Source organism: Vulcanisaeta sp., assembly GCF_049966235.1.
Taxonomy (GTDB): Archaea; Thermoproteota; Thermoprotei; order Thermoproteales; family Thermocladiaceae; genus Vulcanisaeta; species Vulcanisaeta moutnovskia.
Genome location: NZ_JBMFVA010000006.1, coordinates 18,340 through 34,591, shown reverse-complemented (window position 1 = coordinate 34,591; position 16,252 = coordinate 18,340). Strand labels below are relative to the sequence as shown.

Annotated in this window: 13 protein-coding genes; 7 read left to right on the top strand and 6 right to left on the bottom strand. The window is 38.7% G+C overall.

Translation table 11 applies throughout. The features are described from left to right. Positions 1–69: 69 nt before the first annotated feature. From cobB to ACP5L5_RS05435, 3 genes are all read right to left on the bottom strand, one after another. Positions 70–843: an NAD-dependent protein deacetylase gene (cobB, locus tag ACP5L5_RS05445; RefSeq protein ID WP_048057277.1), complete on the bottom strand. Its 774-nt coding sequence runs from the start codon at positions 841–843 to the stop codon at positions 70–72. A gap of 249 nt (positions 844–1,092) precedes the next feature. Continuing rightward, on the bottom strand, positions 1,093–1,680 hold the full coding sequence (locus ACP5L5_RS05440; RefSeq protein ID WP_428762189.1) for a glycosyltransferase: 588 nt from the start codon (positions 1,678–1,680) through the stop codon (positions 1,093–1,095). 5 nt (positions 1,681–1,685) lie between these two features. After that, positions 1,686–1,925 carry a hypothetical protein gene (locus tag ACP5L5_RS05435; RefSeq protein WP_013605219.1) on the bottom strand — a complete coding sequence of 80 codons (240 nt, stop codon included), beginning with the start codon at positions 1,923–1,925 and terminating at the stop codon, positions 1,686–1,688. A gap of 111 nt (positions 1,926–2,036) precedes the next feature. On the opposite strand from ACP5L5_RS05435, the gene ACP5L5_RS05430 reads away from it, so the two are divergent. Then, entirely contained in the window at positions 2,037–3,785 is a 1,749-nt protein-coding gene (locus tag ACP5L5_RS05430; protein ID WP_013605220.1) for a glycoside hydrolase family 57 protein, read from the top strand. 28 nt (positions 3,786–3,813) lie between these two features. On the opposite strand, the gene ACP5L5_RS05425 is transcribed toward ACP5L5_RS05430, so the two are convergent. Further along, complete coding sequence (locus ACP5L5_RS05425) at positions 3,814–4,980, bottom strand: amidohydrolase family protein (RefSeq protein WP_428762187.1); 1,167 nt, start codon at positions 4,978–4,980, stop codon at positions 3,814–3,816. Positions 4,981–5,025: 45 nt separating this feature from the next. Between ACP5L5_RS05425 and ACP5L5_RS05420 the strand changes: the two genes are divergently transcribed. Together ACP5L5_RS05420 and ACP5L5_RS05415 are read left to right on the top strand one after the other, a co-directional pair. Next, on the top strand, positions 5,026–6,111 hold the full coding sequence (locus ACP5L5_RS05420; RefSeq protein ID WP_428762185.1) for a hypothetical protein: 1,086 nt from the start codon (positions 5,026–5,028) through the stop codon (positions 6,109–6,111). A 61-nt stretch (positions 6,112–6,172) separates the two neighbouring features. Further along, on the top strand, positions 6,173–7,498 hold the full coding sequence (locus ACP5L5_RS05415; protein WP_428762183.1) for a vWA domain-containing protein: 1,326 nt from the start codon (positions 6,173–6,175) through the stop codon (positions 7,496–7,498). 42 nt (positions 7,499–7,540) lie between these two features. Here ACP5L5_RS05415 and ACP5L5_RS05410 read toward each other — a convergent pair whose 3' ends face one another. Further along, positions 7,541–7,993: a 6-pyruvoyl trahydropterin synthase family protein gene (locus ACP5L5_RS05410; protein WP_428762181.1), complete on the bottom strand. Its 453-nt coding sequence runs from the start codon at positions 7,991–7,993 to the stop codon at positions 7,541–7,543. Positions 7,994–8,024: 31 nt separating this feature from the next. Between ACP5L5_RS05410 and cobA the strand changes: the two genes are divergently transcribed. Together cobA and ACP5L5_RS05400 are read left to right on the top strand one after the other, a co-directional pair. Next, positions 8,025–8,786: a uroporphyrinogen-III C-methyltransferase gene (cobA, locus tag ACP5L5_RS05405; protein WP_428762179.1), complete on the top strand. Its 762-nt coding sequence runs from the start codon at positions 8,025–8,027 to the stop codon at positions 8,784–8,786. 135 nt (positions 8,787–8,921) lie between these two features. Next, positions 8,922–9,440: an archaemetzincin family Zn-dependent metalloprotease gene (locus tag ACP5L5_RS05400; RefSeq protein ID WP_428762177.1), complete on the top strand. Its 519-nt coding sequence runs from the start codon at positions 8,922–8,924 to the stop codon at positions 9,438–9,440. Positions 9,441–10,539: 1,099 nt separating this feature from the next. On the opposite strand, the gene ACP5L5_RS05395 is transcribed toward ACP5L5_RS05400, so the two are convergent. After that, complete coding sequence (locus tag ACP5L5_RS05395) at positions 10,540–12,102, bottom strand: N-6 DNA methylase (protein WP_428762176.1); 1,563 nt, start codon at positions 12,100–12,102, stop codon at positions 10,540–10,542. Between the two features lie 321 nt (positions 12,103–12,423). On the opposite strand from ACP5L5_RS05395, the gene ACP5L5_RS05390 reads away from it, so the two are divergent. Beyond that, on the top strand, positions 12,424–14,142 hold the full coding sequence (locus ACP5L5_RS05390) for an ATP-binding protein (RefSeq protein ID WP_428762175.1): 1,719 nt from the start codon (positions 12,424–12,426) through the stop codon (positions 14,140–14,142). Next, positions 14,132–16,240, top strand: coding sequence for an ATP-binding protein (locus tag ACP5L5_RS05385; protein ID WP_428762173.1), 2,109 nt, complete (start codon positions 14,132–14,134; stop codon positions 16,238–16,240). Before ACP5L5_RS05390 ends, ACP5L5_RS05385 begins: the two co-directional genes overlap by 11 nt. The last annotated feature ends 12 nt before the right edge of the window (positions 16,241–16,252 follow it).

Sequence of the window (16,252 nt, the reverse complement as noted above, 5' to 3'; positions counted from 1 at the left end):
AGTGTATTACAGTATACGTAAACTTTACGTACACATATTAATGCGCTAATTAATATTATTAGAGTATTATTATTGTATTCCCGATTTTTCCTTAATCTCCTTAAGTAATAGTGCCATGGCATCTCCTGCCTTACACCGTATAATTACGTCAGCAATATAATCAAGATCCGTGGATTCCATATTTATAATTATCACCTTACCACCCATCTCCTTAACGAATATTGGTATATAGGCGGCCGGATAAACAGATAATGAAGAACCAACTACCAAAACGGCATCGCTCATTAGGGCTAACTCCCTAGCCTTATCAAAATCCTTAACAGGCTCTCCAAATAATACGGTGTCAGGCTTAAGAATACCACCGCACTCATCGCAAAGCGGTGGTATTTGCCCACTATCTATCTTCCTAATAGCAACTTCCATTGGATAGGTGCGGCCACACGCAATGCATACGGCCCTCTTCATGGTGCCGTGAAGCTCTATCACATTCCTAGAACCAGCCACCTGATGAAGTCCATCAACATTTTGCGTAATAATGGCCTTTATAATCCCCATCCTCTCAAGCTCAGCCACCGCGTAATGCGCAGTGTTTGGTTTTGCCACAAATAACGTGCTCATCCTCATCCTGTAAAACAACCAAAAGTCCTTTGGATTTTGCAGGAAATAATCAATTGATGCGATCTCAGGATTATATTGTTTCCATAATCCCTGAGGGCCCCTAAAATCAGGTATTCCTGACTCGGTGGATATACCAGCGCCTGTGAAGACTATTGCATGCCTTGCATTAATTAATATGTCAGCGGCCTTTTTAATATCCTCAGTATTGCATTGATGCTCACTCATTATCAATCACTATTTAGTACATAACCTTACTCAATTATAAGTATTAATCTCAATAAACACCAGGTCAAGAGAGTACTTTTATATTGGATAAAGGTAGGTGTTTAGTGTGATGATCTGACGACGGTCTGACATAATTGATGAACGCGTTGGTTCTGAGTATTTAATGAAGATCGTGTATAATTTACCTTTGTTCTTTAGTTGTTCGGTTTAACTAAATGTCAATTAATCATTGTATAAATAAACCTAGACTTATTTAGGTTTTGTTTTTGCATGACCTAACTCATCATAGATTTTATCAAGATCATTTACGTTCCTGATCTCTATGGCATTTATTCCGTAATGATCCCTTAGGGATTCAAATGTTGGCTTATTATGGGCAATTACGTAATTAGCCGATGAGAAGGCGTATTTCTCCCAGTCCCTTATCGTTAGGCTTAGTAGGCTCATGGCGCCACCTGACCTAATTGATTCTGTAGAATACGCACTAACTATGTAGGGTACCCTAAGCCTTTGAGAAATGATCTTAGCTATTACTGACGCGATCCATTCATGCGCATGTACGAGATCTAGGTCCCTGGGTATTACATAGGGTATCCTGGATAGTATTTCAACGAGTAGGAAGTGCATGTATGCAATGACATCACTAAACCAACTATCTCTCACTGTATATATATGTACATTACCATCCATATAACTACCATCAAAATTAGCCGGGTGTACTAGGTATATTTCGTACTTATTAGACAATTGAGTGACTAAATCTCTTATTTGGAAGGCTAATGTTCCAATGACCCTATACGGTGGGTATTCTGTACTTATATGCAGTACCTTAACCACATTATTCAGCAGTAAATACTACTTAATTTAATTATTGCAGTTGATGTTAGATGGACCGAGTCGTTAATTGTATTTACGTAACCAAGCACCTTAAGTTTATCAACAATACTCCGAACCTCATCAATTCTCAAACCAACTATTCTCGCTAAATCCTCGAGTTTAACAGCTCTTTCCTTATCAATGGCAGCTAGGGAATGAAGGACCTGCATTATATTCCTTATCTTTGATTCATAACTAGCTTCCACAGAGTGTTGTTAATCAATTTCCTTATTAATAAATTTCTCTATCCTTAGTCCGTGAATTAAGGATTGAAAATATAAAAGTACTTATATAATTATTAGCTCGCAGTGAAAACGGTGTCTATAGAGCTAACAACGAATAAGGTGCTTTACGAACCTGACGAGGATATAATCATTAATATAATAGTAAGGGGATTAACTAGTAAGGAGGATGTAGAATTAACTGTAATTAAGGACTCGCAGGAAGTAATTAAGCGCATATTGCAGGCAATACCACCTGAGTCGGAAATTATGGATCACATAAAGATAAGTGTTGAGGGTACTTATGAAATAGGCGTTAAATGTTGTGGTTCCGAAAGCAAGGTTCCAATAATGGTGATGGAGAAGCCAGAAACACCCATTAGGTTCGTCTTGGTGTTTCATAATCATCAACCAATTCATAAATACCCAAACGGTATTTACCACGGTCCCTGGGCATTCCAACACACTTGGGCGCCGGAGTTTTACCCAATGTATAACGTGGGGCCCTACCTAGTACATGCAAGGTTTGCGAGTAAGTATAGGGTATCCATAACGTATAACCTAAGCCCAAGCCTACTATGGCAGTGGGATGACTTATTAAGTAATGGTACTTTCATTGAGAATAAGGATTTCATTGAGTATATTGGTACCTGGGACTCGAGAATAGCACTAATTAAGGAGGCCATTAATACATATTCTAAGTTGGCTAATGATGGTGTTATAGAGATCTTAACAAGCTTCCTTGCGCATCCAATAGCTGGTTACTTAATTGAGAGGTTTGATATTGATGATTTATTACGATGGGAATTGAGGAGAGGTAAGGAGGTTACTGAGAAGGTATTGGGTGTGAAGGCAGTTGGTATGTGGCTGCCTGAGCTGTATTTCTCTGAGAAGTTGAAAAACATATTGTGCGAGGAGGGTATTGAGTATACGGTGCTTGATGGTGTTTATCATCTAGGCGAGTCCATTAGGGATAAGAGCTCATTATATAGGATTTATAGGCATGATTGTCTAACAGTACTATTTAGGGATACCGCACTAAGTGACTTATTGAGTTTTCAATTGAATAAGGCTAGTAATGCTCAAGAGGCTGATGTCAATGCAAGAAGATTAATCATGGAATTAATGATGAGGATTAACTATGTAAAGGATGGAGTACTAACAATGGCATTAGATGGAGAGAACTGGATGATACTGCCAACACCAAATCCATATGCAGCACTACTTCTTGAAAGAATAATGATGTACCTATCACAGTCTAAGCTAGATGGTTATATAATGCCCGTTAGACCGTCAATTATTAAGGAATTCCATGACGAGATTAAGGAGATACCAACAACGTCATGGTTAGGCTCACCGACTAAGTGGATTAGTGAGAGGGCAGATATGCAGTCAAGGCTTTGGTCCATGGCTCAAGTCGCAATTGATAAATGGAAAGTATATGAGGAGGTTTTTGGTGATGATGAGGAATTAAGAATGTCCCTTGCAATGACATTAGATAGTGATTATTATTGGGCTGAGTTCATAAATATCAACCATATTGGCGAGTGGGCTTATTCCGTAATAAGTAGAGTCGAGAATGCGCTCAACGCCTTAGTAATAAGGTTTAGCCAAGGAAACAATCAAATAGAGATTATAATTAACAACAGGTGGATTAAGGATGCGAATTTAATAGTGGGTATTGAATTACCGGAAACGTATATGGAACATAATATTAAGGTCAAGGCCGGCTTCTCAGAATCAATAAGGATTAATGGTTTTAATAACATAAACCTATCATTATTAACACCAAAAACAAGAACACCAATAATGAAGGTAATTAAGATAACACGTAAGGCTATATGACCTCCTCCCCACCCTAAAGGGCGAGGCTTTAAGTTGTAACTTTAATAATCTCAGATCCATTAATTATGTATGCTACATCCATGCTAGAAATCCTGGTGATCACATAATCATGCACGTAATTAATATCCACACCCTCATAACCAACTTGAAGAGCCAAGCCCCGCATTAATTCCCCCTCCCTTATAATATAGCCAAAGCCCCATGACCAAGCCCATGAAGTAAGCATCTTGAGAATATTTATAGAGTGTAATTCCTCACCCCTCATTAGCAATCGTACTAATTTAATTTCTTCCCAAGGATCAGGCTCTACCAAGGCTACATTATCAGTGCCAATCAGTGGTCTTAAGCCCCTCCTTATCATGGTACTTATTTTTGGTATTTTTCCCGTGAACTCCATGTTTGATCTTGGGCATGTAACCACGGGTAACATGGGCAACCTCATTATGTCTCCATCATTCAACTGCGTTAAATGAACAAATACAGTATTACCAATCATTAATGTGGATAATGCCCTATCTAAATCACCATCAGAATATGTATCCTCAGTCTCAGATACATGCGTACTTATGGGCAATCCGCGTGAGCCACCTAATTTTGAGGCTATTTTCAATTCAGCCATCGTATAATTAAGTGGTGATATTAATGATATACCAAAACCTCTATCAACAAAGTACTTTATTTCATCCTCAAACTTCTCATTAACATCCTCCTCCTCATTAGGTCTAACATAAGTCCTAAATACACTGGGCTCGGCTAAGGGCACGATACATAACCCCGCCCTCCTTGCCTCTTCAATAACGACATCAGTAAATGACTTACCGTATTCAATAATTGACAATAGACATCCAATACCGTAACTCCTAATTCTACGAAAGACCATAGCTAAACCATTTCTTAACGACTCAGGCTTGGCCTTACGTAAATAATAATACTTTAAGCCATATGGTGCGCCCACCACATCATCAATATAATACTTATTGAATAAGTCCATTAAGAAGTAATCAAGTACGTGAATATGAGCATTGGTTAATTGGGGCATTAGTATTACGTTGCCCAAATCAACAACGTTATTACTACCTGGTATTTTCCCAATACCAATCACCTCATCATCAGATATATCGATAACAGCATCCTTAATTGGAATTAATTCCTGATCCACTAATGCTATTAAGGACTTAATGCTTAGTCTACGCATTTAGGAAAGTACAGTTTAAGTAAATTAAAATTAATGCTTTAATTAATGAGAATAGCAATTGTGGGTTTAAATACGGGAACCGCCATTTATGCGCAGTACCTTGCCAAGAATGGTCATGAGATAACAGTATTTACTGAGAATAGGGGTGATGTTGAGGTGATGGACCTACTACCACATGCGCTATTGGATATAGTTAATAAGGAGTCCATTAAGTTATTCACTAGGAAGTATCTCGAGGATTTACTTGGAATAAGTGTTGTGAATACACGACTTCAGTCAGTAATGATTAAGGGAAACAATGTATTACTAGCAAGTTCATTAGATGGACAATACCATAAGGATAGGTATGATAGGGTAGTGATAGGCTCTGAGTTATCAATAAAGGAGCCAGGTAATTGTGTAAGTATTTATAGAACCGTTCTTTCACAGGGTTATTACTTAGTTAATGGTAATGACATTGGCAAAAACACTGAGATATTATTATTCATGGCTGATTTAGGTGGGTATGCAGTTACGAATTCACCATTGGCAATGGATGATGACCTCATCAAATCCATACCAATTAATAGGGCTGGTGAGACCAAGGTATGTTTAACTACCAATTATGAGGTTGTTAAGCCCGTAATAGATACCATTAATGAGGACAATCGATTCATCGGTAAAGGATTCACCATGAGAGATTCCTTAAGTGGTGCTGACTATGTCGTTAATAGGGATTATCAATTAATCATGATGGGCAAGTTATTAGCATTGAAGGACCTGGATATCATAGATTCATTGCCTCTAATGCCTCGCCTGGAACTTGGTTTCTCTAGGGATTGGTCCTTTCTGTCCATAGGTTTAACAAGGAATGAGTTAATCCCTGTCTTTAGGGATTTATCATCATCCAGGATTGCGTATCACTCATCGGATAGTGACATTATCGCTAAGGTTATTCATAGGGGTAATAAGTTACTAAGTATTCAAGTGCTGATGAGAGGAGTTAGGCTCCTAAATTGGTTTTTCTCTATTTACTCCATGGTTATGCTTAACAAAGTTGCTTACCTAGTACTTGATATGGGTTATGAAAGAACTTTCAACACATTACGAGGATTACTTGAGCAATTGATGCTGAATTTATATAATATATAGGTAATCATTATTAGTAAGTTGACAAATAAGTTTTATTAATAACCTAACGATACATTAATCAGTGCCCGGCATACTGGCTAACGTTGATTATGAGGAACCGCTCACTAGGTATAGGATAAGGGAGGTGCTTATTGAGGCACGTAAACGGTCAATAAGTTACATAGATAAGATGAAGCAGGAGGTGCTTGCCGACTCATTTTATGTGCACTATAGACAGCCAATAATGAGAATGCTGGTTGAGAATGAGGATATGGAGGCATCGCTATGGAGGTTCGTGGTCTCCACGTACATAAGAAGTGAGACGTATAATGACGTATCCAGAATAACTAGGCTAAATGGTAGGTTATCCAGGGTTATGGCAATAAAGCTACTCAAGGTGTATAATAGCATACTAAGTAAGATGGATAGAAATGAGGCCTTTAGGCAAATGGTCGAGTCCGCAATGGATCGGAGGAATTCATCCTCCAGGGAGAGTAGGATGAACCTAGAGCGGGAGGTTCGATCATTAATAAACTTCTACGTCGGTAGTATGAAGAAGGTTAGTGAGACCGTTAATAAGGTTAAGATGCTCTTTGGGGATTCCGTAGGCCATGAAATAGCGGACATATTACTAAGTACGGATATAGACCCGTACAGGCTTAGACTGATCTCAATGCTAAACTCATTAATTAAGTTAATCGTGGATACAAAATATACTGTGGATACTGTTGATGATACTGATGCTGAGCGTGTTGGTACCATTGGCGGTGTTAAGCGGATGATGAAGGCCTCGGAACTTAAGGACATGATACCAAGCGAGAGAATGCTTATGAAATTCGCCAAACCAGTCTTTGCGTATAGACTAGCCATGGGCAACGTACTAGTCAGGGAAAGAAGAGCCATCAAGAAGCCCAAGATATATATGCTTATTGATAAGAGTGGTTCAATGTTTTATACAGTTAACGTGAATATATTCGAGGTTGGTGCCATTAGTAAAATAACATGGGCAACAGCCCTAGCCGTAATACTGGCAATGAAGGGTGGAAGCCTGGCAGTTAGGTTCTTTGATCAACAGGCATACCCAATATTGACTAATAAGAAGGATGTCATAAGGATGCTGCTGTCATTAATACCACTAGGTGGTACTGACATATCGAATGCCGTGAGGGTATCCGTTCAGGATGCATTGGATAAGCCATCATTGAGAGAATATAAACTTGTTGTGATAACTGATGGTGAGGACGATAATGTCGACCCAACAGTATTTAACAGGGCTAAATCAGTATTTAAGTCGGTTAAAGCATTATTAATTGGCGGTGAAAATAGTATTATTGAAGAGAATGTAGACACAATAAAGATCCAGGAATTAACGAGCGAAAGCCTATCCCATACAATTAAGAAGATTTAGTCCCTTTTACTGGTGCTTTGTGGGAATTATTAATACTGGTAATTAAGTACTAAGTAGACTCGAACTCTCGAAACAATTAATAGGTGAATCGCATACGACAACTTGAGTCTCGGTAATTTCACTAATGCCCATATTTCTTAACACGTCCAAGACTTTATCCATTAGATACCAAGCAAGGCATTCACCAGTAGCTCCCTCAGGTATGCAGGGAATTTCGACATACTCGTTGGGTGTTAATCCCCGAGTCTCCTCATTCATTGACTTAATGTATTTACCGTCAAAGGCGCTAATTATGCCCTGAATCTCATGCCTAACCTTATCAATATCCATAATCAGTGTTCTTCTACCGTTCACACATAGTCTTATGGTTATGTCATAGTTATGCCCATGGATACCACCATAAACACCACTAAACCTAACCCTATGAGCTCCAGAGAACATGAACCTCATGGATAGGCAGGTAGTCTCAACCACAGTACTAGCAATAATACACATAAAAATGCATTTCCCCATAAATTAACCTAAGATGGTTGGTAAGGTCATAATTGCCGGAGGTGGACCTGGTGATGAGGGTTTACTCACGTTAAGGTGCATTGAGGCATTAAAGATGGCAGATGTTATTATATATGATAGGTTAATACCTAAGTCTGCACTGAGGTATGCACGTTCAGATGCTAGGCTCATTTATGCAGGTAAGGAGCCAGGAAGACATGTTATGGAGGAGGACGAGATAATAAGGATTATGATAAATGAAGGAAGTAATGGTAAGATCGTGCTTAGGCTTCACGGTGGTGATGCATTCCTATTTGGTCGAGGATTTGAAGAATGCACTGCCGTATTAAATGAAGGTATACCCTGCGAGGTCATTCCTGGTGTGGCATCAGCAATAGCAGTGCCAGAGGCGTACTTAATACCACCCGTATTACGTGGTGTCTCAAGCTCCGTAGCCATAGTGACGGGTGTGGAGGATCCCAGAAAGGGCAGGTCATTCGTGAACTTCAGGGAATTAGCCAAGGCTGTGAATACCATAGTAGTTTTAATGGGTGCATCAAGAATTAATGAAATAGCCAGGGAGTTAATCGAGGGTGGTATTAATCCTAATACATACGTGGCAATAATAACGAGAGCCTTCATGGAGAATAGCAAGATCATAATAACGACAGTGACTAAATTAGCCACGGGACAAGTCAGTGCTGAGAACCCCTCAGTAATAGTAATTGGGGATGTTGTACGTGAAGGATTGAAAGCAATGAAGGCAGTAGGAACAAACTTTGAGCTAAACGTTTAATAGGAGACACCATGGACTAATTACTAGTGATGAAGCACGAGCGTGGCGGATAATGATATGACGAACTTGCGCCCATACTGACTTAAATCATTAAGGTTATGTATTAAAGTATTGGTACAAAGTGGTAATTCAATTATGAAGAGGATACTAGTGTTAACGGAGGTTGAACTCCCAAGTGACTTCCCAAGGCAAGTTGAGCATTATCTCAGTGACCTAGTCCGGGTTGAGATGAGGAGGACGGACTTTGAGGGATTGAAGTCACAGTTCAGAGACGTCAGGAGGGGCCAAATAAGGGCCGACGCGCTCCTTGATTACCTGGAGCCCAGGGTCAGGAATTACGAGAGATTCGACAAGATAGTACTTGTGATCAACGACAATGGTTATGTGGAGGGACTAAACTTCGTATTTGGGGTCGCAAAGATAGGCGGAGCACTAGCCCTGGTATTCACGAAGAGATTACGTGGAGAACAATCACTTTATCAACTGAGAATACTTAAGGAAGTACTCCACGAACTAGGGCACTCCTTCGGACTAGACCACTGCACAGACCCAAGGTGCGTCATGTACTTCAGCAACACAATAGAAGACACAGATAGGAAAGGCCCAGGATTCTGCCAAAGATGCATGGCAAAACTACAATTAATACTACGCTGACCGCATAATATAAAAATATACCTTTTATTTTATATTATTTTGTATTCTACATTAATTTATTAATTTATTTTATATACTTTATTAATTTAATATTTTAGATTAAAGTTTGGTTCATTAGGCCTTCGTTAATTATGGCGACATATCTTCCGGTGATGATTGTACGAAAGGATTGCTTATATTAGACAGGTTATACCTAGGGTAAAAGGATATCGCATGAGTCAGATACGTAATAATTAAACGTGAAATCACTTAAGGAAATTATGAAATATTCATCTAAGGATAATTTTGCATTTTATTCATAAAAATTATAATTAAAGTAATTATTATGCCTTATGTTAAATTTATAGGAGGACCCAAGGAGGCTAAACAGGGAATTAGAGCGGAAATGGAATTTATTAATTATTTAAATAATCATAAAAACATTCTTAATGATTGTCTTAACAAGCTAGATATTCAGCTGCCATCAAATAATTATGTAATTGAAAAACCTAGGGATAGAAAAAAGTGTGATATTATTATTCATGGAGATATTTTTCATTATGTATTTCTTTAAAGACAATAACTAGTGCAAGTTTTCATCAATTAGATAGAAGATGGCTGGATGAGTGGAAAAGTATATTGCATATGTCTAATGAAATCTATAACATTCTTCGGAATGCAATATTACGAAAGGCACAGAATCCTCATGCTCAATTTATTTTACCTAAAGATCAACAGATTATTTCGGAATATTTTAAGTCTAATTTATATACTATTATAAAAACAGGTATTCATTAACGATGAAAACGACTTAAGGATTCTAGCAATATGGGATAGAAAGGAAAATAACGCTTGTCTATTCAATATATGATGAAGTAATACGATTTTTAAGTAACCAGGAAATAAAGTTCTCTAATGAGGGAATTATTAAGATAGGTAGTTTCATGAGTATTCAGAGAAAAGGAGGTAATGGAAAGCATATAAAGAAACCTAAGACTGACCCCCTGCTCATCCAGGTAATCAATTACAATTTAAATTCAAACCAAAGGAATTCATGAAAATTATTTGTAAAGATAACATTATTAAATGCTGTTGCTTTAAGATTGAGATCGTTTAAATTCTATAATCCTAAGTACTTATTTATTACTTCATCAATATTGTTTACATTTCGTAAATCTATATTCATAATCTTTGATGGCACTGGAATAGCTAAGTAGTCATCTTCTAACAGCCTTGTCCAAGTCTCTGAGATTCTCCTACCAAATACTTTTATTGTTTCTTTAAATATTGATGAGTTATACCAAGCAGCAATTAATGGATTATTAGTCTTTATTACGTAGAAGTTCTTTGATGCACATAAAGGTCTTTCTGAATAATTGGCAATGACCTTATTTCTCTCTAGATCTATCTTATCGTGAATAAATATATATCCATGGGGTTTCTTAACCTGAAGTTGTCTCCAAACATGCTGATACCACCTACTCCCAAACTTCAAAGCCGGTATGTTTAAGCCCTCGCCCCATTCTACGTATTTCCCTAAGTCACCCTTGGGTTCCTCGGTTATTGCTAAGACGTAATATTCAGGGTCACTTACATAAATATTATCATTGTAATACTCAGGCTTCCTTAAGCACTTAACCAAGTATTTCCTGGGTATTACAAGTTTTGTACCATTACTCCTATTGCTTATAATAATTGATGACTCATCCTCTCTCACAATAGCCCAGTGGGCATTAGGAATGAAGAAGAAGTCCGGGCCATACATCTCAACGCCTCTGGCAATTTCATGTTTATTTAAATAACGTAATAAGCCATTATTCAATGCTCTCTCTATAATTGAGATAAGCATGCTCGCTCTTTCATAATTAAATAGGCTGAGCCAATTCCTATCTGCAAAAGCAGGCAGCTTTTGCAGATTTATTGTACCAGCTTTCCTTAACTTTCCTTCATAATAGTAAATCTCTGTCTCTACGTTTGAGCCATCAATAAAGCCTATTAATCCGCTTTTCTTCCTGGCAAATATTATCAATTCCTTAAAGCCACTACCATCACTAAATGACGGAGTAATCCTATTCTCCACAAGTCCAATCACGTCATACCTCGACTTTAGTAATTTCTTAACACCTTTACCCTGCTCTGTATAGAACGTGGATGCAGGCATCACGAGGATTACATAACCACCATCCTTAAGTATATAGTCTATCAAGAAGAAGGAAAGGACGTGAAGGCCAGGGTCCCTTCTCACAATAAGCTTACCATAACCCATTGAGTCCATCAACCTTATTAATTCATCTCTATCACGAACTAAGTGCCACCTAACGAAGGGCGGGTTCGTAATAATGAGGTCAGCCCTATAACTCCATGCAATCTTAAAGGTATCGCCACATACTACTTCGACATTATCATACAGTGAGGATAAAATTTTGCGAGTTAACTCACAAGGTCCTTTGTTGATCTCTATTGCTATTACCTTCTTAGGCTTAATAAGGTCATTAATAGCTGAGAGAGTGGCACCAGAGCCTGCGAACGGATCCATAACAATTATATTTTTTCTGTAATCTTCACTTAATTCCTTAAGAAAATTCCTAACTACGGCTAAGCCATCACGGCTTGTATAATATGACGAAGTACCCTTCCTATCTACACTCCTCTGAATCTCATACTGCTCATCAATTAAATACATTAGATTCCTCACCTTAGAACTTTATTAATTTTAAATCTCTGGGTTTTATAGTTTCCGTTGAAAAATACGTAATTTTTCCTCTCAATTATTTTAAACCACATTTCCTCATATTCAGGGTTAATATTCCTCATTAAACACTAAATTAGGCGCATCATCATTACACGGGCAGTTTAACAAAAATAATTGTGAAGATACAAAATCCTATGGGTATTAAGGTCCTAAGTTGGTTACTACTATTAAGTATTAGTAGGAATGAAAAAAGTAACACGGCAACTACCAGTGTAAAATCATTGAAACAAAATATGGAAGAGGTGACGATTGATGTCGAGCTCGAGCTTGAACCTACTGAAGGTAAGCAATAAGTTAATCATCGGCCTACGCATCAAGAAGGAACTTGATGCTTGGGACCTAGTGCAGGTGCTCAATGGTTTGAGGATTACCGTAATAAAGGATGAGGTGAGCTCCATAATACTACATACACCAACCCACATCCCATTGTTCACTGGTATACATAGAGATAGGATAGGGCATTTACTTAATAAGTGGGTTGATTACGTGGAACCACTACCATCAGGAATAACACTTAGCGTAATCGACAATGTATCGATGAGTTTCTCGGAGGTTAAGGTCAAGGCAATACCAGAGGTTCAGGTATCCACACCCACTATAATAACAATGTGCAAGCTAGGCGATAACCAAGTGAGGTACTCATTATTCCTAAGAGGAAGCACCCATGGAAAAACTGACATACTCTCATGCAATAATAAGGCATTTCTACCGCAGCTCAGGGATAACATAGACCTAGCCCTCAAACCGTCACCAAAGCCAGGGCATATGTTCATGACAAAACACTACCCAATAGATATAGACCTCACGAGACACTTGATAGTGCTTGGCGCCACAGGCTCGGGAAAAACCACGCTCGTGAAAATACTAATAAACAATGCCCTCCAAAAAGGCATGTTTAATAAGATCGTAATCTTCGATCCAACAGGTGAATACTCGCTATACTTAATGGGTCGCGGTTACGTGGCCATACCCGGCATAGACATAGCGGTTAATCCACTGACGCTACCACGGCATAGAGCTAGTGAACTACTTGCAATGGCCATTCAAGCGGCTGCGTTCCTGTATGGCGAGAACGATAATGGCGGATTCTCATTCATTCAGTTAGAGGTTCTTGAAAAGGCCTTTGAGAGACTTGGCGATAGAAATACCCTGAGGGATCTATACATTGCGTTGAATGATCTTGAGCAAGAGTTGAGGAGGAATGATTATTTGAACGCGATCTCTGCAGTGAGGCGTAGGTTGAGGAAGGTGATGGTAACTGCGCTCATGAGGAATGTGCTAAGCACGAGTGCTATTCAGTCCAGGTTATTAGTCATAAACATGGCGCCACTTTACTTCGTATCTCAGATTACCGCGATAATATTTACACTAACATTCCTCGAGGTGCTCAGTGGTATGCTCAATAATTCCCTCATTGTTATTGATGAAGCTCATAGAATTCTCAATAGGTATGTGGTTGGTGAGTCGATTATTGAGAGGTTGATTAGGGAGGGTAGGCATGATAGCACTACGCTCGTTCTCGTGACTCAGAATCCACTTGATGTTAAGAGGAATGTGCTTGACATTGTCGGCCATTACGTGGTCTTTAAATTGAATGGTAAGTCTGCAGTTGAGGCTGCGGATTTGCTGGGTATTGATAAGGACATTGTTATTAAATTGAAGTCTCTCGAGTTTTATTACCATAGTAATGACATTACCGTTAAGGCATATATAATGGGTAATCCAGGGATTAACTACTTAGTTGCTTCAGGCATTATTTATAGGAGGTTGCTTGAGAACGTTAATGACCAGGATTATGTTAATTCCATGATTAAGAAATTTGGGCGTTCATTAAGTCCTGTATTGATTCCCCAAGTCATTGAGCTGGGCAGGAGGTTGGGTTATGATGTCAAATCCATTATTCAATTGGCGGCTAAGAAGGACCCCGAGTACTTCAGGCTGCTTTCTAGGGTGATTACTGGTGAGGAGTAAATTAATAATCGTCATTATTGCCGCTGTTACTACTTACCTTATTGACCATAGGGTTTACCTGATTATTATTAACACGTTAATACCCCTCATCTTGATTAAGGACTTAGTTGGATTTAGGGAGCAGGTTAGGTTGTTTATTAATGATGGTGATCCCATCGAATCTGTGAGAATTAGTCTGGCGGGTATTATGGTGAATGGCAGGGAGTTGGTGGGTCTTAGGGTATTGGGTGTGACCTATACCTTTGATTCTGCGTTCGAGGAGGCACTGGCTAGGGCTCGTGCATTGATTCGCTTATTTTCAAAGTATAGGATTATCATTCTAGTGTCGTCGAGTGGTGATTACATTATTGGTATTGATAAGGATACTTATCAGGAATTATTTACTGAGCTTGAACGATTAAATATTAAGGTTGTTAGAATTAATGGTTTTGAGTTGGCTAATGCTTTGAGGCTGCGTGTTAGGCGCAGGTCATTAGTTAGGCTTCCGCTCCTCCTCCTATTCATTCCACTCCTAATTACAGTTTCGGCTTATGTATTTCTTATATTTCCCATATTGTATACTATTTACTCCATTGGTGATTTATCGAGGAGGAAATTTGTAATTAATGCAGAATTTAACAATGAGGTTATTCGCGATCTAAGGGCTACGATGGTCATGGATAGTACGATGATCAAGGCTGAGGCATTAAGCTTTAGGAGCAGGGTTTTCCATGCTCATGCAAGTATTTTACTAGTGATATCGAGTAATGATGAGTTAAGGGACTGGGTTAAGAGCACCGCTAGTAGGGTGTACAGTAAATTCTTAATGCTTAGGCACGTTAGGTACTTCCTTAGTTATAAGGATTTTGAGGTTACATTGAGAAGGATTCAGCAGGGTGAGGATGTATACTCGCTCTATCTAGCTAGCACCGCTAGGTTTGACTCCTCATTTAAGTGGAGGTGGGTGCCATCATTGCCGATATCAAAGGTTCTTAATGCTAATTATAGCCGTGCATGGTCCATGGAATTGAACCTAGCAACACTCACACCATTCTCACTTCAATTAATTAATGAGAAACGCGGTTTAGCCATAATTGGTAAGGACGTTAACGGTAGAGATATTTATTGGTCATTCAGTGGGTTGAGTCCTCACACCTTGATAATAGGACCGACTGGCGCGGGAAAGACCACATTGGCCATGAGTATTGCCTATCAGGTCAAGCGGAGGTTAGGGAGTAATGTTAGATTAATAATAATTGACCCTCATGGGCATGCTAACATCCTTAATAGGTTGATTAGTATAAGGATTATCGATTTAGGTAAGAGCAGGGTTGTGACAAATGAATTATCTGCATTAATTGAATCAATACGAATGTCAAATCCACTGCTTTCAATAGGCACCGAAGGTGCATTATTACGTATGGCAGGTATTGGTGGTGATGGAATTTCGAGCATTAATGAATTGCTGAAACGGCTTGAGGAATTGTCAAATAATATAATATTGAAGGAGGCATATTATAACCTGTATAATGCGTTGGCGCCCATTATCAATTATTACAATGACTTTGGTAGAAATATGTTACTTAATATACATGATCTGCTTAATGATGACATTATTTTCATAATGAAATCAATATTGAGCGATGAATTATTGAGGTATTTAACAATGCTCATACTACTTTCAGTTACTAGAAGAGCGGTTTCTGAATGCCGTAATCCACCATGCCCATTGAAATACTTAGTAATTATTGATGAGGCTCATAATGTGCTTAAGTTACCGAGTGAATATAGGATGCTTGGTGTTGATGATCCTGTAGAGAGAATGTTTAGGGAGTTGAGGAAATTCGGTGTAGCGTTATTCGCATTGATGCAGCCGCCACTCAATGTCCTTAATGAGGGTATTTTAGGGAATGTAGGTACTACAGTTATTCTATCAGGGAACTCGCAATACGTTTCTCATGTAGCGTCAAGTATTAATGGCATGGACAATGATGACACACTATGGTTATTGAGTGGGCAATATAGGGCTTTAGTTTTGCACCAGGGCGAGCCTAGGTCTATTAGGGTGTCTCAGCTTTATGTTCCTAGGGAATTAATAATGGAGAAAACTAATGAGTAATTTTGAGGGGGA

What these genes read in the sequence shown, in the direction of transcription:
- cobB (WP_048057277.1), bottom strand. Translation starts at nt 843, where the DNA reads ATGAGTGAGCATCAATGCAATACTGAGGATATTAAAAAGGCCGCTGAC.
- ACP5L5_RS05425 (WP_428762187.1), bottom strand. Translation starts at nt 4,980, where the DNA reads ATGCGTAGACTAAGCATTAAGTCCTTAATAGCATTAGTGGATCAGGAA.
- ACP5L5_RS05420 (WP_428762185.1), top strand. Translation starts at nt 5,026, where the DNA reads ATGAGAATAGCAATTGTGGGTTTAAATACGGGAACCGCCATTTATGCG.
- ACP5L5_RS05410 (WP_428762181.1), bottom strand. Translation starts at nt 7,993, where the DNA reads ATGTGTATTATTGCTAGTACTGTGGTTGAGACTACCTGCCTATCCATG.
- cobA (WP_428762179.1), top strand. Translation starts at nt 8,025, where the DNA reads ATGGTTGGTAAGGTCATAATTGCCGGAGGTGGACCTGGTGATGAGGGT.
- ACP5L5_RS05400 (WP_428762177.1), top strand. Translation starts at nt 8,922, where the DNA reads ATGAAGAGGATACTAGTGTTAACGGAGGTTGAACTCCCAAGTGACTTC.
- ACP5L5_RS05395 (WP_428762176.1), bottom strand. Translation starts at nt 12,102, where the DNA reads ATGTATTTAATTGATGAGCAGTATGAGATTCAGAGGAGTGTAGATAGG.
- ACP5L5_RS05390 (WP_428762175.1), top strand. Translation starts at nt 12,424, where the DNA reads ATGTCGAGCTCGAGCTTGAACCTACTGAAGGTAAGCAATAAGTTAATC.